Source organism: Actinosynnema sp. NPDC059797 (assembly GCF_042732085.1).
GTDB lineage: Bacteria > Actinomycetota > Actinomycetes > Mycobacteriales > Pseudonocardiaceae > Actinosynnema.
This window is the reverse complement of sequence record NZ_JBHWIE010000068.1, coordinates 13,549-30,275: the sequence shown is the minus strand read 5'-3', so window position 1 is coordinate 30,275 and position 16,727 is coordinate 13,549. Positions and strand designations below refer to the sequence as shown.

General features: G+C 74.7%; 16 protein-coding genes. 3 read left to right on the top strand and 13 right to left on the bottom strand.

Annotation, left to right across the window (positions count from 1 at the left end; all coding sequences use genetic code 11):
• Positions 1 to 91 precede the first annotated feature (91 nt).
• Positions 92 to 2,110: an MMPL family transporter gene (locus ACFV4N_RS18530; RefSeq protein ID WP_499673769.1), complete on the bottom strand. Its 2,019-nt coding sequence runs from the start codon at positions 2,108 to 2,110 to the stop codon at positions 92 to 94.
• Positions 2,111 to 2,184: 74 nt separating this feature from the next.
• On the opposite strand from ACFV4N_RS18530, the gene ACFV4N_RS18525 reads away from it, so the two are divergent.
• Positions 2,185 to 2,640 (top strand): MarR family winged helix-turn-helix transcriptional regulator, encoded by a 456-nt coding sequence (locus tag ACFV4N_RS18525; RefSeq protein WP_499673768.1) that lies wholly within the window; start codon positions 2,185 to 2,187, stop codon positions 2,638 to 2,640.
• Positions 2,641 to 2,699: 59 nt separating this feature from the next.
• Positions 2,700 to 3,842, top strand: coding sequence for a glycosyltransferase (locus tag ACFV4N_RS18520; protein ID WP_499673767.1), 1,143 nt, complete (start codon positions 2,700 to 2,702; stop codon positions 3,840 to 3,842).
• A 16-nt stretch (positions 3,843 to 3,858) separates the two neighbouring features.
• Here ACFV4N_RS18520 and ACFV4N_RS18515 read toward each other — a convergent pair whose 3' ends face one another.
• The 11 genes from ACFV4N_RS18515 to ACFV4N_RS18465 all read right to left on the bottom strand — a co-directional run bounded on the left by ACFV4N_RS18515 (position 3,859) and on the right by ACFV4N_RS18465 (position 15,229).
• Complete coding sequence (locus tag ACFV4N_RS18515; RefSeq protein WP_499673766.1) at positions 3,859 to 5,025, bottom strand: sensor histidine kinase; 1,167 nt, start codon at positions 5,023 to 5,025, stop codon at positions 3,859 to 3,861.
• 295 nt (positions 5,026 to 5,320) lie between these two features.
• Complete coding sequence (locus ACFV4N_RS18510; RefSeq protein WP_499673765.1) at positions 5,321 to 5,959, bottom strand: ABC transporter ATP-binding protein; 639 nt, start codon at positions 5,957 to 5,959, stop codon at positions 5,321 to 5,323.
• Complete coding sequence (locus tag ACFV4N_RS18505; RefSeq protein WP_499673764.1) at positions 5,956 to 6,756, bottom strand: ATP-binding cassette domain-containing protein; 801 nt, start codon at positions 6,754 to 6,756, stop codon at positions 5,956 to 5,958. Before ACFV4N_RS18505 ends, ACFV4N_RS18510 begins: the two co-directional genes overlap by 4 nt.
• Positions 6,753 to 7,589 carry an ABC transporter permease gene (locus ACFV4N_RS18500; protein WP_499673763.1) on the bottom strand — a complete coding sequence of 279 codons (837 nt, stop codon included), beginning with the start codon at positions 7,587 to 7,589 and terminating at the stop codon, positions 6,753 to 6,755. The genes ACFV4N_RS18505 and ACFV4N_RS18500 overlap by 4 nt, the downstream gene beginning before the upstream one ends.
• On the bottom strand, positions 7,586 to 8,584 hold the full coding sequence (locus ACFV4N_RS18495) for an ABC transporter permease (protein ID WP_499673762.1): 999 nt from the start codon (positions 8,582 to 8,584) through the stop codon (positions 7,586 to 7,588). The genes ACFV4N_RS18500 and ACFV4N_RS18495 overlap by 4 nt, the downstream gene beginning before the upstream one ends.
• Complete coding sequence (locus tag ACFV4N_RS18490; protein ID WP_499673761.1) at positions 8,578 to 10,161, bottom strand: ABC transporter substrate-binding protein; 1,584 nt, start codon at positions 10,159 to 10,161, stop codon at positions 8,578 to 8,580. The genes ACFV4N_RS18495 and ACFV4N_RS18490 overlap by 7 nt, the downstream gene beginning before the upstream one ends.
• Before the next feature lie 85 nt (positions 10,162 to 10,246).
• Entirely contained in the window at positions 10,247 to 11,332 is a 1,086-nt protein-coding gene (locus ACFV4N_RS18485; protein ID WP_499673760.1) for an ABC transporter permease, read from the bottom strand.
• A complete protein-coding gene (locus ACFV4N_RS18480; RefSeq protein ID WP_499673759.1) occupies positions 11,329 to 12,207 on the bottom strand; it encodes an ABC transporter ATP-binding protein in 879 nt (292 codons plus the stop codon). Before ACFV4N_RS18480 ends, ACFV4N_RS18485 begins: the two co-directional genes overlap by 4 nt.
• 74 nt (positions 12,208 to 12,281) lie before the next feature.
• Positions 12,282 to 12,968: a response regulator gene (locus tag ACFV4N_RS18475; RefSeq protein WP_499673758.1), complete on the bottom strand. Its 687-nt coding sequence runs from the start codon at positions 12,966 to 12,968 to the stop codon at positions 12,282 to 12,284.
• On the bottom strand, positions 12,965 to 14,284 hold the full coding sequence (locus ACFV4N_RS18470) for a sensor histidine kinase (RefSeq protein ID WP_499673757.1): 1,320 nt from the start codon (positions 14,282 to 14,284) through the stop codon (positions 12,965 to 12,967). The genes ACFV4N_RS18475 and ACFV4N_RS18470 overlap by 4 nt, the downstream gene beginning before the upstream one ends.
• 9 nt (positions 14,285 to 14,293) lie before the next feature.
• On the bottom strand, positions 14,294 to 15,229 hold the full coding sequence (locus ACFV4N_RS18465; RefSeq protein WP_499673770.1) for an aminoglycoside phosphotransferase family protein: 936 nt from the start codon (positions 15,227 to 15,229) through the stop codon (positions 14,294 to 14,296).
• A 71-nt stretch (positions 15,230 to 15,300) separates the two neighbouring features.
• On the opposite strand from ACFV4N_RS18465, the gene ACFV4N_RS18460 reads away from it, so the two are divergent.
• Entirely contained in the window at positions 15,301 to 16,092 is a 792-nt protein-coding gene (locus tag ACFV4N_RS18460) for an alpha/beta hydrolase (RefSeq protein WP_499673756.1), read from the top strand.
• Here ACFV4N_RS18460 and ACFV4N_RS18455 read toward each other — a convergent pair.
• Complete coding sequence (locus ACFV4N_RS18455) at positions 16,076 to 16,717, bottom strand: TVP38/TMEM64 family protein (protein ID WP_499673755.1); 642 nt, start codon at positions 16,715 to 16,717, stop codon at positions 16,076 to 16,078. The two genes, ACFV4N_RS18460 and ACFV4N_RS18455, sit on opposite strands and share 17 nt — an antisense overlap.
• Positions 16,718 to 16,727 lie beyond the last annotated feature (10 nt).

Genomic DNA, 16,727 nt, shown 5'->3' with positions numbered 1-16,727 from the left:
CCACCCGCTACGACAAGCTCGCCGTCCGCTACCAGGCCACCATCGACATCGCCGCCATCAACATCTGGCTACGCCACATCTGAAACACGACCTAGTCCTTCCCGCGCGCCAGCCCCGACGGCCACCAGATGCGCCGTCCCACGTCCACCGCCAGGGCCGGCACCAGCAGCGACCTCACCACGAAGGTGTCCAGCAGGACGCCGAAGGCGACGATGAACGCGAGCTGCGCCAGGAACAGGATCGGCAGCACCGCCAGCGCCGAGAACGTCGCCGCGAGCACCACGCCCGCCGAGGTGATCACGCCGCCGGTCACGGTCAGGCCGCGCAGCACGCCCTGGCGCGTGCCCAGTTCCGCCGCCTCCTCGCGCACGCGCGTCATGAGGAAGATGTTGTAGTCGATGCCCAGCGCGACCAGGAACACGAACCCGAACAGCGGCACGACGGGGTCCGCGCCGGGGAAGTCGAGCAGGCCGTTGAACACCAGCGCGGACACGCCCATGGTGGCCCCGAACGACAGCACCACCGTGGCGATCAGCAGCAGCGGCGCCAGCAGGGACCGCAGCAGCAGCGCCAGCACCAGGAAGATCACCACCAGCACGATCGGGATGATCACCAGCCGGTCGCGCTCGGAGGTGTCGCGCGTGTCGAGCTGGGTGGCGGTGGGCCCGCCGACCTTCGCGTCGGCGCCCGGCACCTCCCGCACGGCGTCGCGCAGCCGCTCGACGGTGGCCAGCGCCGCCTCGGAGTCGGCCGGGTCGGTCAGCACGGCGTCGATCCGGACCAGGCCCCGCGCCTCGCCGGCGGGCCGCACCGCCGAGACGCCCTCGACGCCGTCGGCGGCCTCGGTGACCTCCCGCGCCCGGTCCGCGTTCGCCAGCACGATCGCGGGCGAGCCGCTGCCGCCGGGGAAGTGCCGCGACAGCACCTCCTGCCCGGCCACGGAGTCGACGTCGGCGAGGAAGACGTCGGACTGGGCCGTGCCGGACGCCTTGAGCTGCGGCACGAAGGCCACGCCGACCAGCAGCACCAGGGTGGTGACCACCCACGTGGCGCGCGGCCGGGCGGCGACCAGGCGGGCCACCCGCGCCCACGGGCCGCTCGCCTCGGGGTGCGGCGAGCCGAGCTTCGGGCGCAGCGGCCAGAACGCGGCCCGGCCGAGCAGCGCCAGCGCGGCCGGCAGGAAGGTCACCGACGCCAGGAACGCCGCGCCGATGCCGATCGCGGCCACCGGCCCGAGGCCCTTGTTGGAGTTGAGGTCGCTGAACAGCAGGCACAGCACGCCGAGGACGACCGTGCCCGCCGACGCCGCGATGGGCTCGATGGTGGCGCGCCAGGCCACCCGGACGGCCCGGTAGCGGTCCTCGGTGTCGCGCAACTCCTCGCGGAACCGGGAGACCAGCAGCAGGGCGTAGTCGGTGGCCGCGCCGAAGACGAGGATGAACAGGATGCCCTGGCTCTGGCCGTTGAGGTCGATCACGCCGCCGTCGGCCAGCAGGTACACCGCCAGGCTCGCCAGCCCCAGCGCGAACACGCCGGACAGCAGCACCACGAAGGGCAGCAGCGGGCTGCGGTAGACCAGCACCAGGATCACCGCCACGACCGCGCCCGCCACGAGCAGCAGCAGGCCGTCGATGCCGCCGAACGCCTCCTTCAGGTCCGCGACCTGCGCGGCGGGCCCGGCGACCAGCACGGTCAGCCCGTCGGGCGGCGAGGCCAGCAGCGACCGGATCTCCTCGACCGCGCCCGCCGGGTCCTCCGGGTCGACCGCGACGACCACCTGGGCCGCCTGGTCGTCCCGCTCGGACGGGATGACCGGGGACGCCCGGCCCGGCCACTCCCGGCCGCCGAGCCACTCGCGGTCGGCCGGGGTGAGGCCGGAGGTCCGCTCGGCGACCACGACCGCGGGCGGGCCCTGCCCGTCGTCGAAGGCCCGGACCCGCTCGGCCACCTCGGTGGCCTCGGCCGAGGAGGGCAGGAACGCGGTGTTGTCGTTGACCGAGACCTCTCCGAGCTTGCCGGCGAAGGGCCCGGAGAAGCCGCCGAGGGCCAGCCAGGCGACCGCCACGAGGGCGGGGAGCAGCCAGCGGGTGCGGGAACGGGTGGCGTGCACGGGAGAATGTCCTCCGGACCAACTTAGTTCGACGATCGGATGGTTCGATCATCGAAATGTTAAGGGGAGGGCGCATGGTCGACAACTCGACCTTGGTCAGGTTGCTGCGGCAGCTCACGGTCGAGAGCGACCGGTTCGCGGAGCTGTTCGGCGAGCGGCAGCGGATGCACCGCACCGACCTCAACGCGCTGGCGCTGATCATGGACGCGCGGTGGACCGGCGAGCCGATGTCGCCGAGCAGGCTGGCCGAGGCGATGCACCTGAGCGCCTCCGCGACCACCTCCGTGCTGGACCGGCTGGAGGCGTCCGGGCACGTCGAACGCACCCGCAGCACCCACGACCGGCGTAAGGTCGAATTGCGGGTGCACGACAAGGCGCTGGAACTGGGGCGCGCCTTCTTCACCCCGCTCAACGAGGCGCTGACCGAGGCGTGGGAGGGCTTCAGCGACGCGGAGAAGGAGGTCGTCGCGCGCTTCCTCGCGGCCAGCGTCGAGGCGACCGCATCCGTGCGGACCGGCCTGGTGGAGTGACCCGTCTCTCACCCGCCCACAATTCACCCGCTGTGGAAAAAGTGAGTACGCTCGAACCAGTGAAGATCCTCTTTTCGAGCATCGGCTCGCACGGGCACACCTACCCGCTGATCCCGCTGGCGGTCGCCGCCCGCCGACAGGGCCACGAAGTCGTCTACGTCACCTCGGAGCCGTTCGCGAACGCCTTAAAGGCGCACGACGTCGAGCACGTCACCGGGGGCCTCGACATCGGCGCGGCGTTCGCCTCCCTCAGCGCGGCCGGGCCCGGCAACGACCGACCGCACGACATCGACCCGAAGCTGATCGCCAAGATGTTCGGCTACGTCCTCCCGCGCGCCTTCGCGACCGACCTCGCACCGGTCATCGCCGAGCGGCGGCCGGACCTCGTGGTGCACGAGCTGGCCAACGTCGGCGCGGGGCTGGCCGCGCAGGTGGCCGGCGTGCCCGCCCTGTGCCACGGCTTCGGCCGCATGTGGTCGGGCGACGAGTTCACCGACGCCGCCGACTTCATGCACCAGGCGGCCGAGGAAATCGGCGGGCGGGTGCCCGAGCAGAACCCCATGCTGCTGGACAACCCGTACCTCGACATCTGCCCGCCGTCGGTGCAGGCGCCGGAGTTCCTGGGCACCGCGAACCGGATCGAGCTGCGGCCGGTGCCCTTCGCCGAGCCCGGCGAGCTGCCCGCGTGGGTGACCGAGCACCGCGAGCCGCTGGTCTACCTGACGCTGGGCACCGCGTTCGGCGACGCCGGGGTGCTGCGCGCCGCGATCACGGGCCTGGCCGCGCTGGGCACGCGGGTGCTGGTCGCCGCCGGGCCCACCGTGTCGACCGACGCGCTCGGCGAGGTGCCCGACAACGTCGTCGTGCTGCCCTGGGTGCCGCAGGCCGACCTGCTGCCGCACGTGGACCTCGTGGTGCACCACGGCGGCAGCGGCACCACCATGGGCTCCTTCGGCGCGGGCGTGCCGCAGCTGGTCCTGCCGCAGGGCGCCGACCAGTTCAGCAACGCGGCGGCGGTGACCGCGGCGGGGCTGGGCGACCAGCTGCTGGGCGAGCAGGTCACCGCCGAGGCGGTGGCCGACGTGGCCCGGCGCCTGCTGGCCGACGAGGCCGTGCGCGACGCCGCCGGGGCGATCGCCGCCGAGGTGGCCGCCATGCCGTCGCCGGACGAGGTGGCGGCCACGCTGCCCCGCTACGCCTGATACGGCGCGAGGGGGGTCAACCCGACGTCACGAGCCGGTCCGCGACCGGCAGCACGGCGGCGAGCCGGAACCCGCCGCCGTGCAGCTCCCCCGCCGTGAGGTCGCCGCCGAGCACCGCCAGCCGCTGCCGCAGCCCGGACAGCCCGTGCCCGGTGGACAGGCCACGCGGGGGCTCCCCCTCGCCCCCGTCGTCGACCACCTCGACCTCCACCCGGTCCCCCGACCAGGTCAGCCGGACCTCGACACGCGCACCCGCCCCGGCGTGCTTGGTGACGTTGGTCAGCCCCTCCTGCACCACGCGGTACACCGCGAGGTCCACACCCGGTTCGAGGGCCCGCGGCTCGCCCTCCACCCGCAGCTCCACGTCGATGCCGACGGCGCGGACCGGGCCGAGCAGGCGCGGCAGGTCGGCCACCCCGGACCCCGGCGGCTCCGGCTCGTCCGGGCCGTCGGTGCGCAGCACGCCCAGCATCCGGCGCAGCTCGCCCATCGCCTGCTCCCCCACCTGGCCGATGGTGTCGAACACCCGCTCGGCCCGCGCCGGGTCGCGGTGCAGCGCGCGGCGACCGCCCGCCGCCTGGAGCACCATCACGGTCACCGCGTGCGACACGACGTCGTGCAGCTCCCGGGCGATGCGCGCCCGCTCCTCCACCACCGCCTGCCGCGCCTCCAGCTCCCGGCGCGCCTCCAGGTCCTTCGCGTGCTCCCGGCTGGTCCTCACCCACCGGCCGGCCACCCACGCGGACAGCGGCAGGGCCGTCAGGTACACCGCCGCGGCGACCTCCACCACGAAGTCTTCGACGTTCTCCACGTGAACGCTGTCGAACGCGACCCGGCCGGCGCACGCCAACCCACCCGCCAGCGCGGCGACCGCCACCTCCTTCCGGCAGCTCACCGCGACGGAGAACAGCGCGAGGTACACCACGAGCGCGGGCTGGATGTCGATCCCGGCCAGCGGCTCCACCAGCACGGCCAGTGCCAGCACGACGACGAACACCGCCGCCGGGTGCCGTCGCCGCACCAGCAGGGCCGCGAAGACCACTACCAGGTACCCCACCGCGGTCCAGAACTCCGGGTCGTCCGCCCGTAGCGGCACGGAGGAGTACAAGGCCAGGTCCATCGCGCAGGCGACCGCGGCGAGCGCGGCGTCCGCGACGACGGACCTGGCACGGCCGGCCGTCATCCTCCGCAGCGCGTGCACCCCGGCACACCGTGCTCGCAGACCCCGGGGACCGGGATGCCGGGAGGCTGCGCCGGCTGCCGGTCGGGCGTCGCCGGGTCTGGTTCCACCGACCGGCTGGAGCCGTCCTTCCCGGACCGGTCACCCCTCGAACTGCTGTCCGGCGCGGCGAAGCGTGCTTCCGACATCATTGCCCCCTTGGTTCGTCCGTTCGGGCCAGGAACGAGGAAAGCAGCCCTTGACGGACCAATCGTCCAACCTGCGGTGGACATTTGGGGATCCCCGCGCAGGATTACCACTATCCAGTGACAACCCGATCGGGTGAGGCCGCGAGGTCGGCGAAGTCGAGCACCCGGTCCGCCACGGCCTCCAGCAGCGGCCCGTCGTGGGAGACGGCCAGCACGCCGATGCCCCGGGCGCGGACCTCCGCCAGCAGCAGCCGCCACACCCCGGCCTGGCTGATCGCGTCCAGGCTCGCGCTGATCTCGTCGGCGACCACGAACCGCGGCCGGGCCAGCAGCGCCCGCGCCAGGTTGACCCGCTGCGCCTCGCCGCCGCTGATCTCGTGCGGGAACCGGTCCAGCAGCTCCGGCGGCACCAGGGCCGGGTCGACCGCCTCCGCGCCCGCCTCGGCGAGCACCGCGCCCACCTTCCACAGCGGGTCCATGGCCAGGTGGGCGTGCTGGTGCACCACCTGCACCGGGTTCGGCCGCCCGGCGCGGCGGTCGGGCCGCGGCGGCGCGCCGTCGACCTCGACCCGGCCCCGTTGCGGCGCGACGAGCCCGGCCAGCACCCTGCCCAGGGTGCTCTTGCCCGCGCCGCTGGGCCCGTGCAGCCCGACGACCTCTCCCGGCGCGACGGTCAACGACGCGCCGCGCACCACCCACGGCTGCCGCCTGCCGTAGCGGAACCAGACGTCTTCGGCGAGCAGGGTCACGGGTCCTCCGGCAGGTGGAAGCCGTTGGCGGGCAGGGCCCGCCACAGCGCGCGGGTGTACGGGTGGGACAGCGCCGCGCCGTCGTCGCGGAAGTCCTCCGGGCGCGCCTCGTCCACGGTGCGGCCGTCCCGGCAGATCACCACCCGGTCGGCGACCTCCAGGGCCGCGGTCAGGTCGTGGGTGATCAGCACGACGGCCCGGTCCTCGTCGGCGATGCGGCGCAGCTCGGCCAGCACCGCCCGCACCGCCTCGGGCGGCAGGCCCGGCGTCGGCTCGTCCGCGAGCACCAGCGCGGGGCTCGCCATCATCGCCATGGCGGTCAGCACGCGCCGGACCATGCCGCCGGACAGCTCGTGCGGGTGCCGGCGCGCCACCTCCGGACCCAGCCCCCGGTCCGCCAGCGCCACCGCCGCGGCCGGCTTCGGGTCGGGCCTGCGGGCCAGCGCCGCCGAGCGCCGCACCTGCCGCCCGACCGGCGTCACCGGGTCCAGGAACGTCACCGCCTGCGGCAGCAGCGCGATGCCGTGCCCGGCCCGCGCGCGGCGGGCCGCCGGGTCCAGCTCGACGCCGTCGAGGCGGACCGCGCCGCTCTCCTCGGCGTTGGGCGGCAGCATGCCGAGCACGGCGTGCGCGAGCAGGCTCTTGCCCGCGCCGCTCGCCCCGACCAGGGCGACCAGCTCGCCGCGGTCGGCGGTCAGGTCCATCCCGGACAGCGCGACCACCGTGCGGCGGCGCAGCCCCCGCTCGTACTGGTGGAACGACACGGCCAGCGAGGAGACTTCCAGCAGCGGGCTCACGAGTGGTGGCTCCTCGGGTTCAGCAGCGCGCGCAGGTTCTCGCCGATGCCGTCGACCGCCTTGACCACCAGCAGCAGGCACAGGCCGGGCAGCACGGCCAGCCACCACGCGCCGGCGGACAGGAAGCGCATCGACTCGGCCAGCAGCACGCCGATCGACGGCTCGGCCGGGTCCACGCCCAGGCCGAGGAACGACAGCGCCGCCTCGTGCAGGATCGCGTGCGGGAACAGCAGCACCAGGCCGACCAGGAACTGCCCGACCAGGTGCCCGGCCACGTGCCGCCGGGCGATCCACCACGGGCTCCGGCCCAGTTGCGCGGACACCGTGATGAAGTCCGAGCCGACCACCTGCCGGGCCTGGCCGCGCAGCACGCGGGTCAGCGTCGGCCAGTGGGTCACCGCGACCGCGACGACCACCGCCTCCGTGCCGCCGCCCAGGGCGAACGCCAGCAGGATCAGCAGCACCAGGTGCGGCAGCGCCAGGAACAGGTCGACCAGCCAGCCGACGACCGCGTCCACCTTCGGACCGCCGACCGTCGCCGCGCAGGCCAGCACGAGCGCGATCAACGCCGACAGCGCCGCCGCCGAGGTGCCCACCACCAGGCTCAGCCGCAGCCCGGCGAGCACGCGGGCCAGCACGTCCCGGCCCAGCCAGTCGGTGCCGAACCAGTGCTCGACCGACGGCGGCCGGTTGCGCGCGGACAGGCCCGTGGTCTGCGCGGCGTCCGCCGCGAGCGTGCCCGCGACCACCACGGCCAGCACGAGCAGCGCCGAGGCGCCGAGGTAGGCCAGGGTGCGGGCGCGGCGGTCCAGGCGCGGCAGGACGGCGGTCACGAGCGCCTCCTGGCGTCGGCGAGCGCGGCCCGCGGGTCGACGGCGGCGTGCACGCGGTCGCCGATGGCGTTGCCCGCGAACACGAGGACCGTGGTGAACAGGGCGATGCCCAGCAGCAGCGGCACGTCCTGGCCCAGCGCGGCGGTCGTGGTGGCCGCGCCGAGGCCGGGGTAGGAGAACACCTGCTCGGCCAGCACCGAGCCGCCGAACAGCTCGCCGAGCGAGCCGAATTGGAGCAGCAGCGCCGGCGCGGCGGCGTTGCGCACCACCCGGTGCAGCACCAGGCCGAGGCCCCGCTCGCCCTGAGCCCTGGCGAACGCCACGTGGTCGCTGCCCATCGCCTCGATCACGGCCTGCCGGGTGTGCAGCACGACCGGGGCGACGCCCACCACGCTGAGCGTGATCGCGGGCAGCGCCAGGTGGTGCAGCCGGTCGAGCAGCGTCACCTCGGCGGCGGGCACGCCGATCGGCACGGCGCAGCACACCGGCGCCCAGTTCAGCGACACCGCGAAGGCGTACAGCAGGAGCAGCCCGACCCAGAACGTCGGCGCGGAGGCCAGCGTGTAGGACCACCAGGTGATCACCCGGTCGGCCGGGCGGCCCTGCCGGACACCCGCGACCAGGCCGAGCGCGAAGCCCAGCAGGCCGGACAGCAGCCAGGCCAGCGCCATGAGCGCCAGGCTCGTGAGGAACTTGTCGCCGATGACGTCCAGCACCGGCTGGTTGAACGTCGCCGAGAAGCCGAAGTCGCCCTGCAAGAGGTTGCCGAACCAGGACAGGAACCGCTCGGGGGCCGGGTCGTCCAGCCCCCAGCGCTCCGCGATCAGCGCCCGCTGCTCCGGGCCGATCGCCGTCACGTCCGCGCCGACGTAGGCGGCGACCGGGTCGACCGGGGAGTTGACCATCAGCGCGAAGGACGCCACGGCCACCGCGGCGAGCAGCAGCGCCAGTCGCACCAGCCGCCCGGCGGCGCCGCGCAGCAGGGCGGTCAGCACGTCCAGCGCCAGCCGGTGATGCCCCAGGTGATCGGCCAGCCGTGGCCGTGCGGTTCGACCTGCGCCGGGCCGACGTCCAGGCAGGAGTCGACGAAGTAGGTGTGGTCGAGGTTGACCAGCCAGGCCCACGGCGCGTCGGCGGCCGGGCCGAACCCGCGCTGGGCGTCCTTCCAGTGCCGGGTGGCCTCGTCGGGGTCGGTGGCGGCCATCGCCGCGCCCAGGGCGGCGTCGACCTCGGCGTCGGCGTAGAAGCCGGGGTTCCAGCTCTCCACGCCCGCCTGCTCCGACGAGTACAGGTTGTGCATCTCGGTGGGGTCGTGGCTGCCCCAGCCGAACAGCACCGCGTCGGCGTGCATGCGGGTGTAGATGACCTCCCAGCTCTCGCCCTTGGGCGTCACCTCGATGCCGACGGCCTTGAGCATGTCGGCCGCGGCGAGCGCGAGGCCCTGCCGCAGGGAGTCGGTGGCCGGGTAGAGGAGGGTGAACCCGGCCTTCACGCCGTCGCGCTCGCGGGTGCCGTCACCGTCGGCGTCGCGCCACCCGGCCTCGTCGAGCAGGCGGCGCGCGGCCTCCGGGTCGTTGTCGGCGACCGCGGTGGAGGGCTCGTACCAGGGCATGCCGTCGACCGGGCCGGTGGCGGGGCGGCCGTAGCCGTTGAGCACGCCGTCGACCAGGGCCTTGCGGTCCAGGGCGGTGTTGACCGCGCGCCGCACGGCCAGGTCCGAGGTGACGTCGTTGCCGATGGGGTTGCCGTCCTCGTCGGTGCGGCCGTCGGCGGGCTGGTAGGGGAACATGATGCCGCGGTTGTCGACGGACTGGACCCGGTGCAGCTCCATGCCGGGCATGGTGGTGGAGGCCAGCGAGGAGGGCAGCGCGGCCACGTCGACCTGGCCGGAGCGGGCCGCGGCCAGGGAGGCGTCCTCGCCGGTGAAGACGAACACGACGCGCTCGAAGGCGGGCTTGGCGCCGTAGTAGTCGTCGTTGCGCCGGACGATGAGCTGCTGCCCCTCGTCCCACTGCTCCAGCACGAACGGGCCGGAGCCGACGGGCTTGCGCGCGTAGTCGGGCCCGTGGGCGTGCTCGGGCACGATGCCCAGCGACACCAGGCGGTTGACGAAGGTGCTCTGGGGCCGGCTCAGGCGCAGTTCCACGGTGTCGTCGTCGACGGCCACGGCCTCCCGCAGGACGGTGACGTCGGTGAGGCCGCCGCTCTTGGCGGCCGTGGTGAAGGTGTAGGCGACGTCGCGCGCGGTGACCGGCCGCCCGTCGGTGAACCTGGCGTCGGTCCGGACGTCCACCGTCCACACCAGACCGTCGGGGCTCACCGAGTGGCGGGTGGCCAGGTCGTTGGCGATGCCGAGGTCGGCGTCGCGGGTGAGCAGGGTGGACTGGAACAGCGGGTTGCCGTAGCGGCCCCAGCCCAGCGTCGGGTCGTAGCCGTCCTCCGACTCGCCGCCGATGGCCAGCCTCAGCTCGGTCGGCGCGGGACCGCCGGTCCCGCCACCGCTGGAACAGGCCGTCGCGGCGGTCGCCGCGACGAGCACGACGGCGGCCAGCCGCCCGGGAATCCCACGCACCCCAATTGCCCCTCTCGTGTTGTTGCGAAGTATTCGTAACAAGCAGAGAGGGGCAACTGAGCCACCTGAGAGTCACATCACAGCATCAGTCCTGCCGGGCCCACGCCTTGGACAGCGCGACCTTGCCGCCCGTGCGCATCAGCGACCCCTCGTACAGGCGGGTGGCCAGCAGCACGATCACCACCACCGAGCAGGTCAGCACGCCCAGCGAAAGCAGCGCCTCCCACGCCTGCGCCTGACCGGCGAACAGCCGCACCGGCATCGCGACGGGCGCGGAGAACGGGACGTAGGACAGCACGCCCATCACCGCCGGGTTGTCGGCGAAGACCATCACCGCGAAGTAGGGGCCCATGACCAGCATCATCACCAGGCCCATGCTGGAGCCCAGGTCCTCCTGGCGGCTGACCAGCGAGCCCGCCACCGCCCACATCGAGGCCAGCAGCACGAACCCCAGCACCAGGAACGGCACGAACCAGCCCAGGGCCGGCGCGACGACCGCGAGCAGCTCGGACTGACCGCCCAGGCGCAGGGCGACGGGCGCGGCCAGGGCGAGCACCACCACCTGCCCGATGGTCAGCAGGGTGTGCCCGGCGATCTTGCCCGCCAGCATCGCCCGCACCGGGACCGCGGACACCAGGATCTCCACGATCCGGGTCTGCTTCTCGGTGACGGTGCCCTGCGCGATGGCCGCGCCGCTCATCCCGAACATCATGAACACCAGGGCGAACACGAGGATGACGACGAACCGCTTGCCCTCGTTGACCTCGGCCGGGTCCAGCAGGTCCACCGGCGGCGCGGTCGCCAGCGCGGCCACCACCTCGCCCGGCGGCTCGACCAGGGCGACCACGCGCACGCCGGTGGCCGACTCGCCGGTGGTGTCCGGCACGATCGCGGCGTCCACCTCCTCGGCGCGCACCAGCTCCTCCGCCGCGGCGGCGTCGTCGACCCGGCGGACGTCGAAGTCCTCGTCGCTGCCGAACGCCTCGGCCGCCTGCGACCCGACCACGGCCACCGGAGTGGCGCCGCCGCCGAACACGCCCGGCAGCACGGTCAGCGCGAACAGCCCCACCACCAGCACGGCGAAGCTGATCCAGAAACCCTTGGTGCGCACGAGGACCTTGACCTCGCGCTCGGCGACCAGCCGGGCCGCCGCGGTGAACGACACGCTCACATCGCCTCCTTGAAGATCTCGTCGAGCGTCGGGACCACCGGGCTGAAGGAGCGGACCGCGCCGCGCTCCAGGGCCGCGCGCAGCACGCCCTGGTCGTCGCCGCCGTCCAGCTCGAACACCACCCGCGGGCCGTCCAGCTCGACCACGCGGACGCCCGGCAGGTCGCGCACCCAGCCCGCGTCGGAGGACACGACCAGCTCGTGGCGCTTCGTCCCGTACCGCTCGCGCAGCTCCTCGCGCGTGCCGCTGGCGGTCACCCGGCCGCCCGAGATGATGACCACGTCGTCGCACAGCTGCTCGACCAGCGCGAGCTGGTGGCTGGAGAACAGCACCGGCACGCCGGCGGCGGCCCGCTCGCGCAGCACGCCGAGCACCACGTCCACCGCGATCGGGTCCAGGCCGGAGAACGGCTCGTCCAGCACCAGCACCTCGGGGTCGTGCACCAGCGCGGCGGCGATCTGCACGCGCTGCTGGTTGCCCAGCGACAGCTCCTCCAGCCGGTCGCCCGCGCGCTCGGTGAGGTCGAGCCGGTCGAGCAGGCGGTCGGTGTTCGCGCGGGCGGTGGCCCGGTCCAGGCCGTGCAGCCGGCCGAGCCACGCGATCTGGTCGGCCACCGCCATCTTCGGGTAGAGGCCGCGCTCCTCGGGCATGTACCCGAAGGAGGGCCGCGTCCCGGCGGTGAGCGGCCGCCCGTTCCAGGTCACCTCGCCGCCCTGCGGCGCGAGCACGCCCAGGACGATCCGCATCGTCGTGGTCTTGCCCGAGCCGTTCGCGCCGAGGAAGCCGGTCATCCGCCCGGGGCGGACGTCGAACGTCACGTCGTGGAGCACCCGGTGGTCGCCGAAGCTCCGGCTGATCGCCTTCACAGTCAACACGACGACGAGGCTATGCCGCGCCGCGCCCGCGGGGCGTCCTCCGCCGGACCCACCCGCCGGGTCCTCCTCGCGGCCTACCCGCGGCCGTCGCCGGGCTGGACGATGCCGCGCTCGTAGGCGAACACCACGGCGTGCGTGCGGTCGCGCAGGTCGAGCTTGCCGAGCACCCTGGACACGTGGGTCTTGACCGTGGTCTCCCCCAGGTACAGGGTGCGGGCGATCTCGGCGTTGCTGGCGCCGCGCGCCAGCTCGACCAGCACCTCGTACTCGCGGTCGGTCAGCTCGGGCGGCCGGTGCGCCGCCACGGGGCCGGTCCCCGGCCCGCCCCCGCCGTGGAACTTCGCGATGACGCGGCGGGTCACCTCGGGCGAGAGCAGCGCGTCGCCGCGGGCCACGATCCGGACGGACTCCACCAGGTCCTCCGGCGAGGCGTTCTTGAGCAGGAAACCGCTCGCGCCCGCCCGCAGCGCCTCGAACAGGTAGTCCTCGCGGTCGAACGTGGTCAGGATGACGACCTTGGTCGTGTTGCCGGGCCGGCCCAGGACGCGCCGGGTGGCCTCCAGCCCGTCCACGCGCGGCATCTGGACGTCCATGAGCACCACGTCGGGCCGCAGCCGCTCCACCAGGTCGACGGCGCGCTCGCCGTCGCCCGCCTCGCCGACGACCTCGATGCCGTCCTCCGTCCCGAGGATGACCCGGAACCCGGCGCGGACCAGGTCCTGGTCGTCGGCGAGCACGACGCGCAGCGGCAGGTCGGTCACTGTTGCCCCTCCTCGGTGGTGGTCGGCAGGGTCGCGCGCACCAGGTAGCCGCGGTCCTTGCGGGGACCGGACTCGAGGCGTCCACCGTGGACCGCGACGCGCTCCTTCATGCCCAACAGGCCGAAACCGGTGGTCCTGCCGCCCTCCCCGCCGGGCGCGGGCACGGCCGCGGCGCCGCGGCCGTCGTCGGCGATCTCGACCTCCAGCGCGCGGTCGAGGTAGCGGACCCGGACGTCGACCCGCCGCGCGCCCGCGTGCTTGACCACGTTGGTCAGCGCCTCCTGCACCACCCGGTAGGCCGACAGCGCGACGCCGTCCGGCACGGGGCGGGGCTCGCCGTGGGTGCTGTGCGCCACCTCCAACCCGGCGGACCGCGCCGTGTCCAGCAGTTCGGGCAGCCGGTCCAGGGCGGCCAGCTCGCCGTCCGGCGCGTCCTCCGCGACCGGGTCGGCCCGCAGCACGCCCAGCAGGCCGCGCAGCTCGCCGACCGAGTCGCGGGCGGTCCGCTCGACCATCAGCAGCGCGGAGCGGGCCAGCTCGCGGTCGGTGTCGAGCACGCGCCGCGCGGCGCCCGCCTGGATGCCCATCACCGACACGTGGTGGGCGACCACGTCGTGCAGGTCGCGGGCGATGCGCATGCGCTCGGCGACGATCGCGCCGCGGGTGTTCTGCTCCTGGGAGCGGCGCAGCTGCTCGGCGCGGTGCTCCAGCTCGGCCTGCCGGCGGGCGGACACCCAGGCGGTCTCGCCGACCACGTAGGCGGACAGGAAGAACAGGACGTTGAAGCCGAGTCCGTAGAGGACGGACGCCAGCACCGGGTCCAGCGGCCCGGTGACGTCGCCGTAGTCCTGCGGCGGTCCGATGAGGAACCGGACCAGGCCGAACCCGAGCCAGGCGAACATGACCGCGATGACCCCGATCCGCGACCAGCGGGCGACCACGCGGTTCCGCTCCCACGCGCCGGAGGTGCAGATCGCGACGAACAACGCCACCGAGGGCACGAAGTTGTCGCCGGTCTGCCGGGCCTGGGCGGCGATGAACAGCACGCCCACCACCAGGAGCACGGCGAGCGGGAACCGGCGGCGCACCGCCAGCGGTGCGGTCACCGCGACGCCCCAGAACAGCTGCTCGCCCAGCGAGGGCGCCGTGCCGAACGCCAACGCGCCCATGCTGTTGACCAGGACGGTCGTCACGAGCGCGCCGGCCATCACGCCCAGCGCGAGCACCACGTCCCGGCGTTGCTGGGCCGGTGTGGGCCCCGGTCTGCGCCACTCGGCCCACCGGGGTTCCGCGCCGGCGGGATCCGCGGTCGCCATGGCGACAACCTAACCGATGTGCTCCGCGTCGCCGGGCGACAGCGCTCCGTGTTCCCGCTCGTCGGCCAGGACGCGCGCGAGGGTGCTGCGCCCCAGCCCGCTCATCACCGGGTTGCTCTCGGCGTAGTACCAGACGAGGCCCATGGCCTGCTGGAAGGCCCACGCCCGGCCGCGCGCCCACTCGTCGTCGGCGCAGCCCAGGGCGGCGCGGAACACCCGCCGGGGTCCCGCGTCGAGCAGGTGCCAGGCGCCGACGAGGTCCAGCGCGGGGTCGGCCGGCCCGAACCCGCCGACGTCGATCACGCCGACCAGCCGCCCGCCCGCGACGAGCACGTTGCCGGGGATCAGGTCGGTGTGGCTCATCACGTCGGGGGCGTCGCCGCGCGGCAGCAGGCGCGCGTCCGCCCACAGCCGGCGCAGCCGGGGCACGTCCAGGAGGTGCCCGCTGCGCTCGAAGCAGGTCTCCAGCCACGCGTCGTGGGTCCGCAGCTCCCCTCCCCTGCCACCGCCGCGGAACACCCGGCCGCGGGTGTCCACCGCGCGCACGCCGCGCACGAACGCGGCCAGGTCGCGCGCGAACGGGGCGGACCCGGCGAGGGCGTCGGGCGTGGCCGGCTCGCCGGGCAGCCAGGTCTGCACCGACCAGGGCAGCGGGAACCCCGCGCCGGGTTCGCCCGGGGCGACCGGTTCGGGCGTGCGGAACGGGGTGCGGCCGAGCAGCTCGCGGGCGGCGTCGGCCTCGGCCGCGAGCTGCCGCCGGACCTCTTCGGGGTCGCCGGGCCGCAGCGGGAAGCGGGCGGCGAGGTCGTCGCCGAGGCGGAAGATCGCGTTGACGGTCCCGTGCGCGGCGACGGCCCGCACGGGCAGGTCCCGCCACCGGGGGAACTGGTCGGCCACCAGCGCGCGGACCGTGGCCGGGGTGACGGTCAACTGGTCGGCGTGCATGTCCACCGGGGCAGCCTCGCCGGTCCCGATCTCCGGCCGCAACCGGTTTGCGCCTGCCCCATCATGGTCCCGTGCGCAGGCGCGTGTTGCTCGGGTCCGCCGCGGTCGCCATCATCGTGGCCGTGGTGCTCGGCAGCGCGTTCGCCTTCCAGCGCAAGCTCGTCTTCCTGCCCTCGGGCGGTCCGCTGCCCGCGGCGGCCGACGTGCTGCCCGGCGGCCGCGACGTCACCCTCGCCACTGCCGACGGGCTGGACCTGTCGGCCTGGTACTTCCCCGCGCCCGGCGCGCGGGCCGCCGTGCTGGTCGCGCCGGGCAACGCGGGCAACCGGTCGATGCGCGTGCCGCTCGCGAGGGCGCTCACCGCCCGGGGCCTGTCGGTGCTGCTGCTGGACTACCGGGGTTTCGGCGGCAACCCCGGCTCGCCGACCGAGGCGGGTCTGGCGCTCGACGTCCGGGCGGCCCGCGACTTCCTGCTCGCCGAGACCGGCCTGCCGCTGCTGTACTTCGGGGAGAGCCTGGGCTCGGCCGTGGTCGCGGAGCTGGCCGTGGCGCACCCGCCGGTGGGGCTGGTGCTGCGCTCGCCGTTCACCGACCTGGCCGCGGTGGGCCGGGTGCACTACCCGTTCCTGCCGGTGCGGTGGCTGCTGCTGGACCGGTTCCCGACCGCCGAGCACGCGGCCGCGACCAGCGCGCCGGTCACCGTCGTCTACGGCTCCGCCGACTCGGTGGTCCCGCCCGACCAGAGCCGCGCGGTGGCCGCGGCGGCGGGCGGTCGCGCGGTGGAGGTGCCGGGCGCCGACCACAACGACCGGGTGCTGCTCGACGGCCCGGAGGTGGTGGCGGCGGTCACCGCGCTCGCCTGACCCGGAACACCGCGAACCCGACCAGCGCGGGCAGCGCCACCGCCGCGCCCGCCAGCAGCCACCCGCCGGTCGTCATGGTGGTCAGCGACGCGCCGGTGGCGGTGTAGACGAGCGTGGCGGGCACCACGCCGAGCGCCGTGCCGGCCGCGAACGAGCCGACCCGCACGCCGGTGAGCCCGGCGGTGTAGTTGACCAGGCCGAACGGCACCACCGGCAGCAGCCGCAACGCCACCACGGCGGCGAAACCGTGCCGTTCGAGCACCCGGTCCACGCGGGCGAAGCGCCCCTCGGCGGGCCGGACCGCGTCGCGCCCGAGCCCGCGGGACAGCGCGAAGCCGACCAGCGCGCCCAGCGTCACGCCCGCCACCACCACCCCGGCCCCGAGCCACGGCCCGAACACGACGCCGCCGAGCACGCTCAGCACGGGTTTGGGCACCAGCACCGACGACCCGGCCGCGCAGACCGCCACGAACACCAGCGGCGCGGCGGGCCCGGCGGCGTCGACCCAGCCGCGGACCTCGTCGACGCCGGGCGTGACGCCGGTGGCGACGCCGACCGCGAACAGCGCGACGAGCGCGGCGAGCAGCGCGAGCCGGACGAGACCTGCCCACGACCGCCCGTTCACCCCGCCCAAA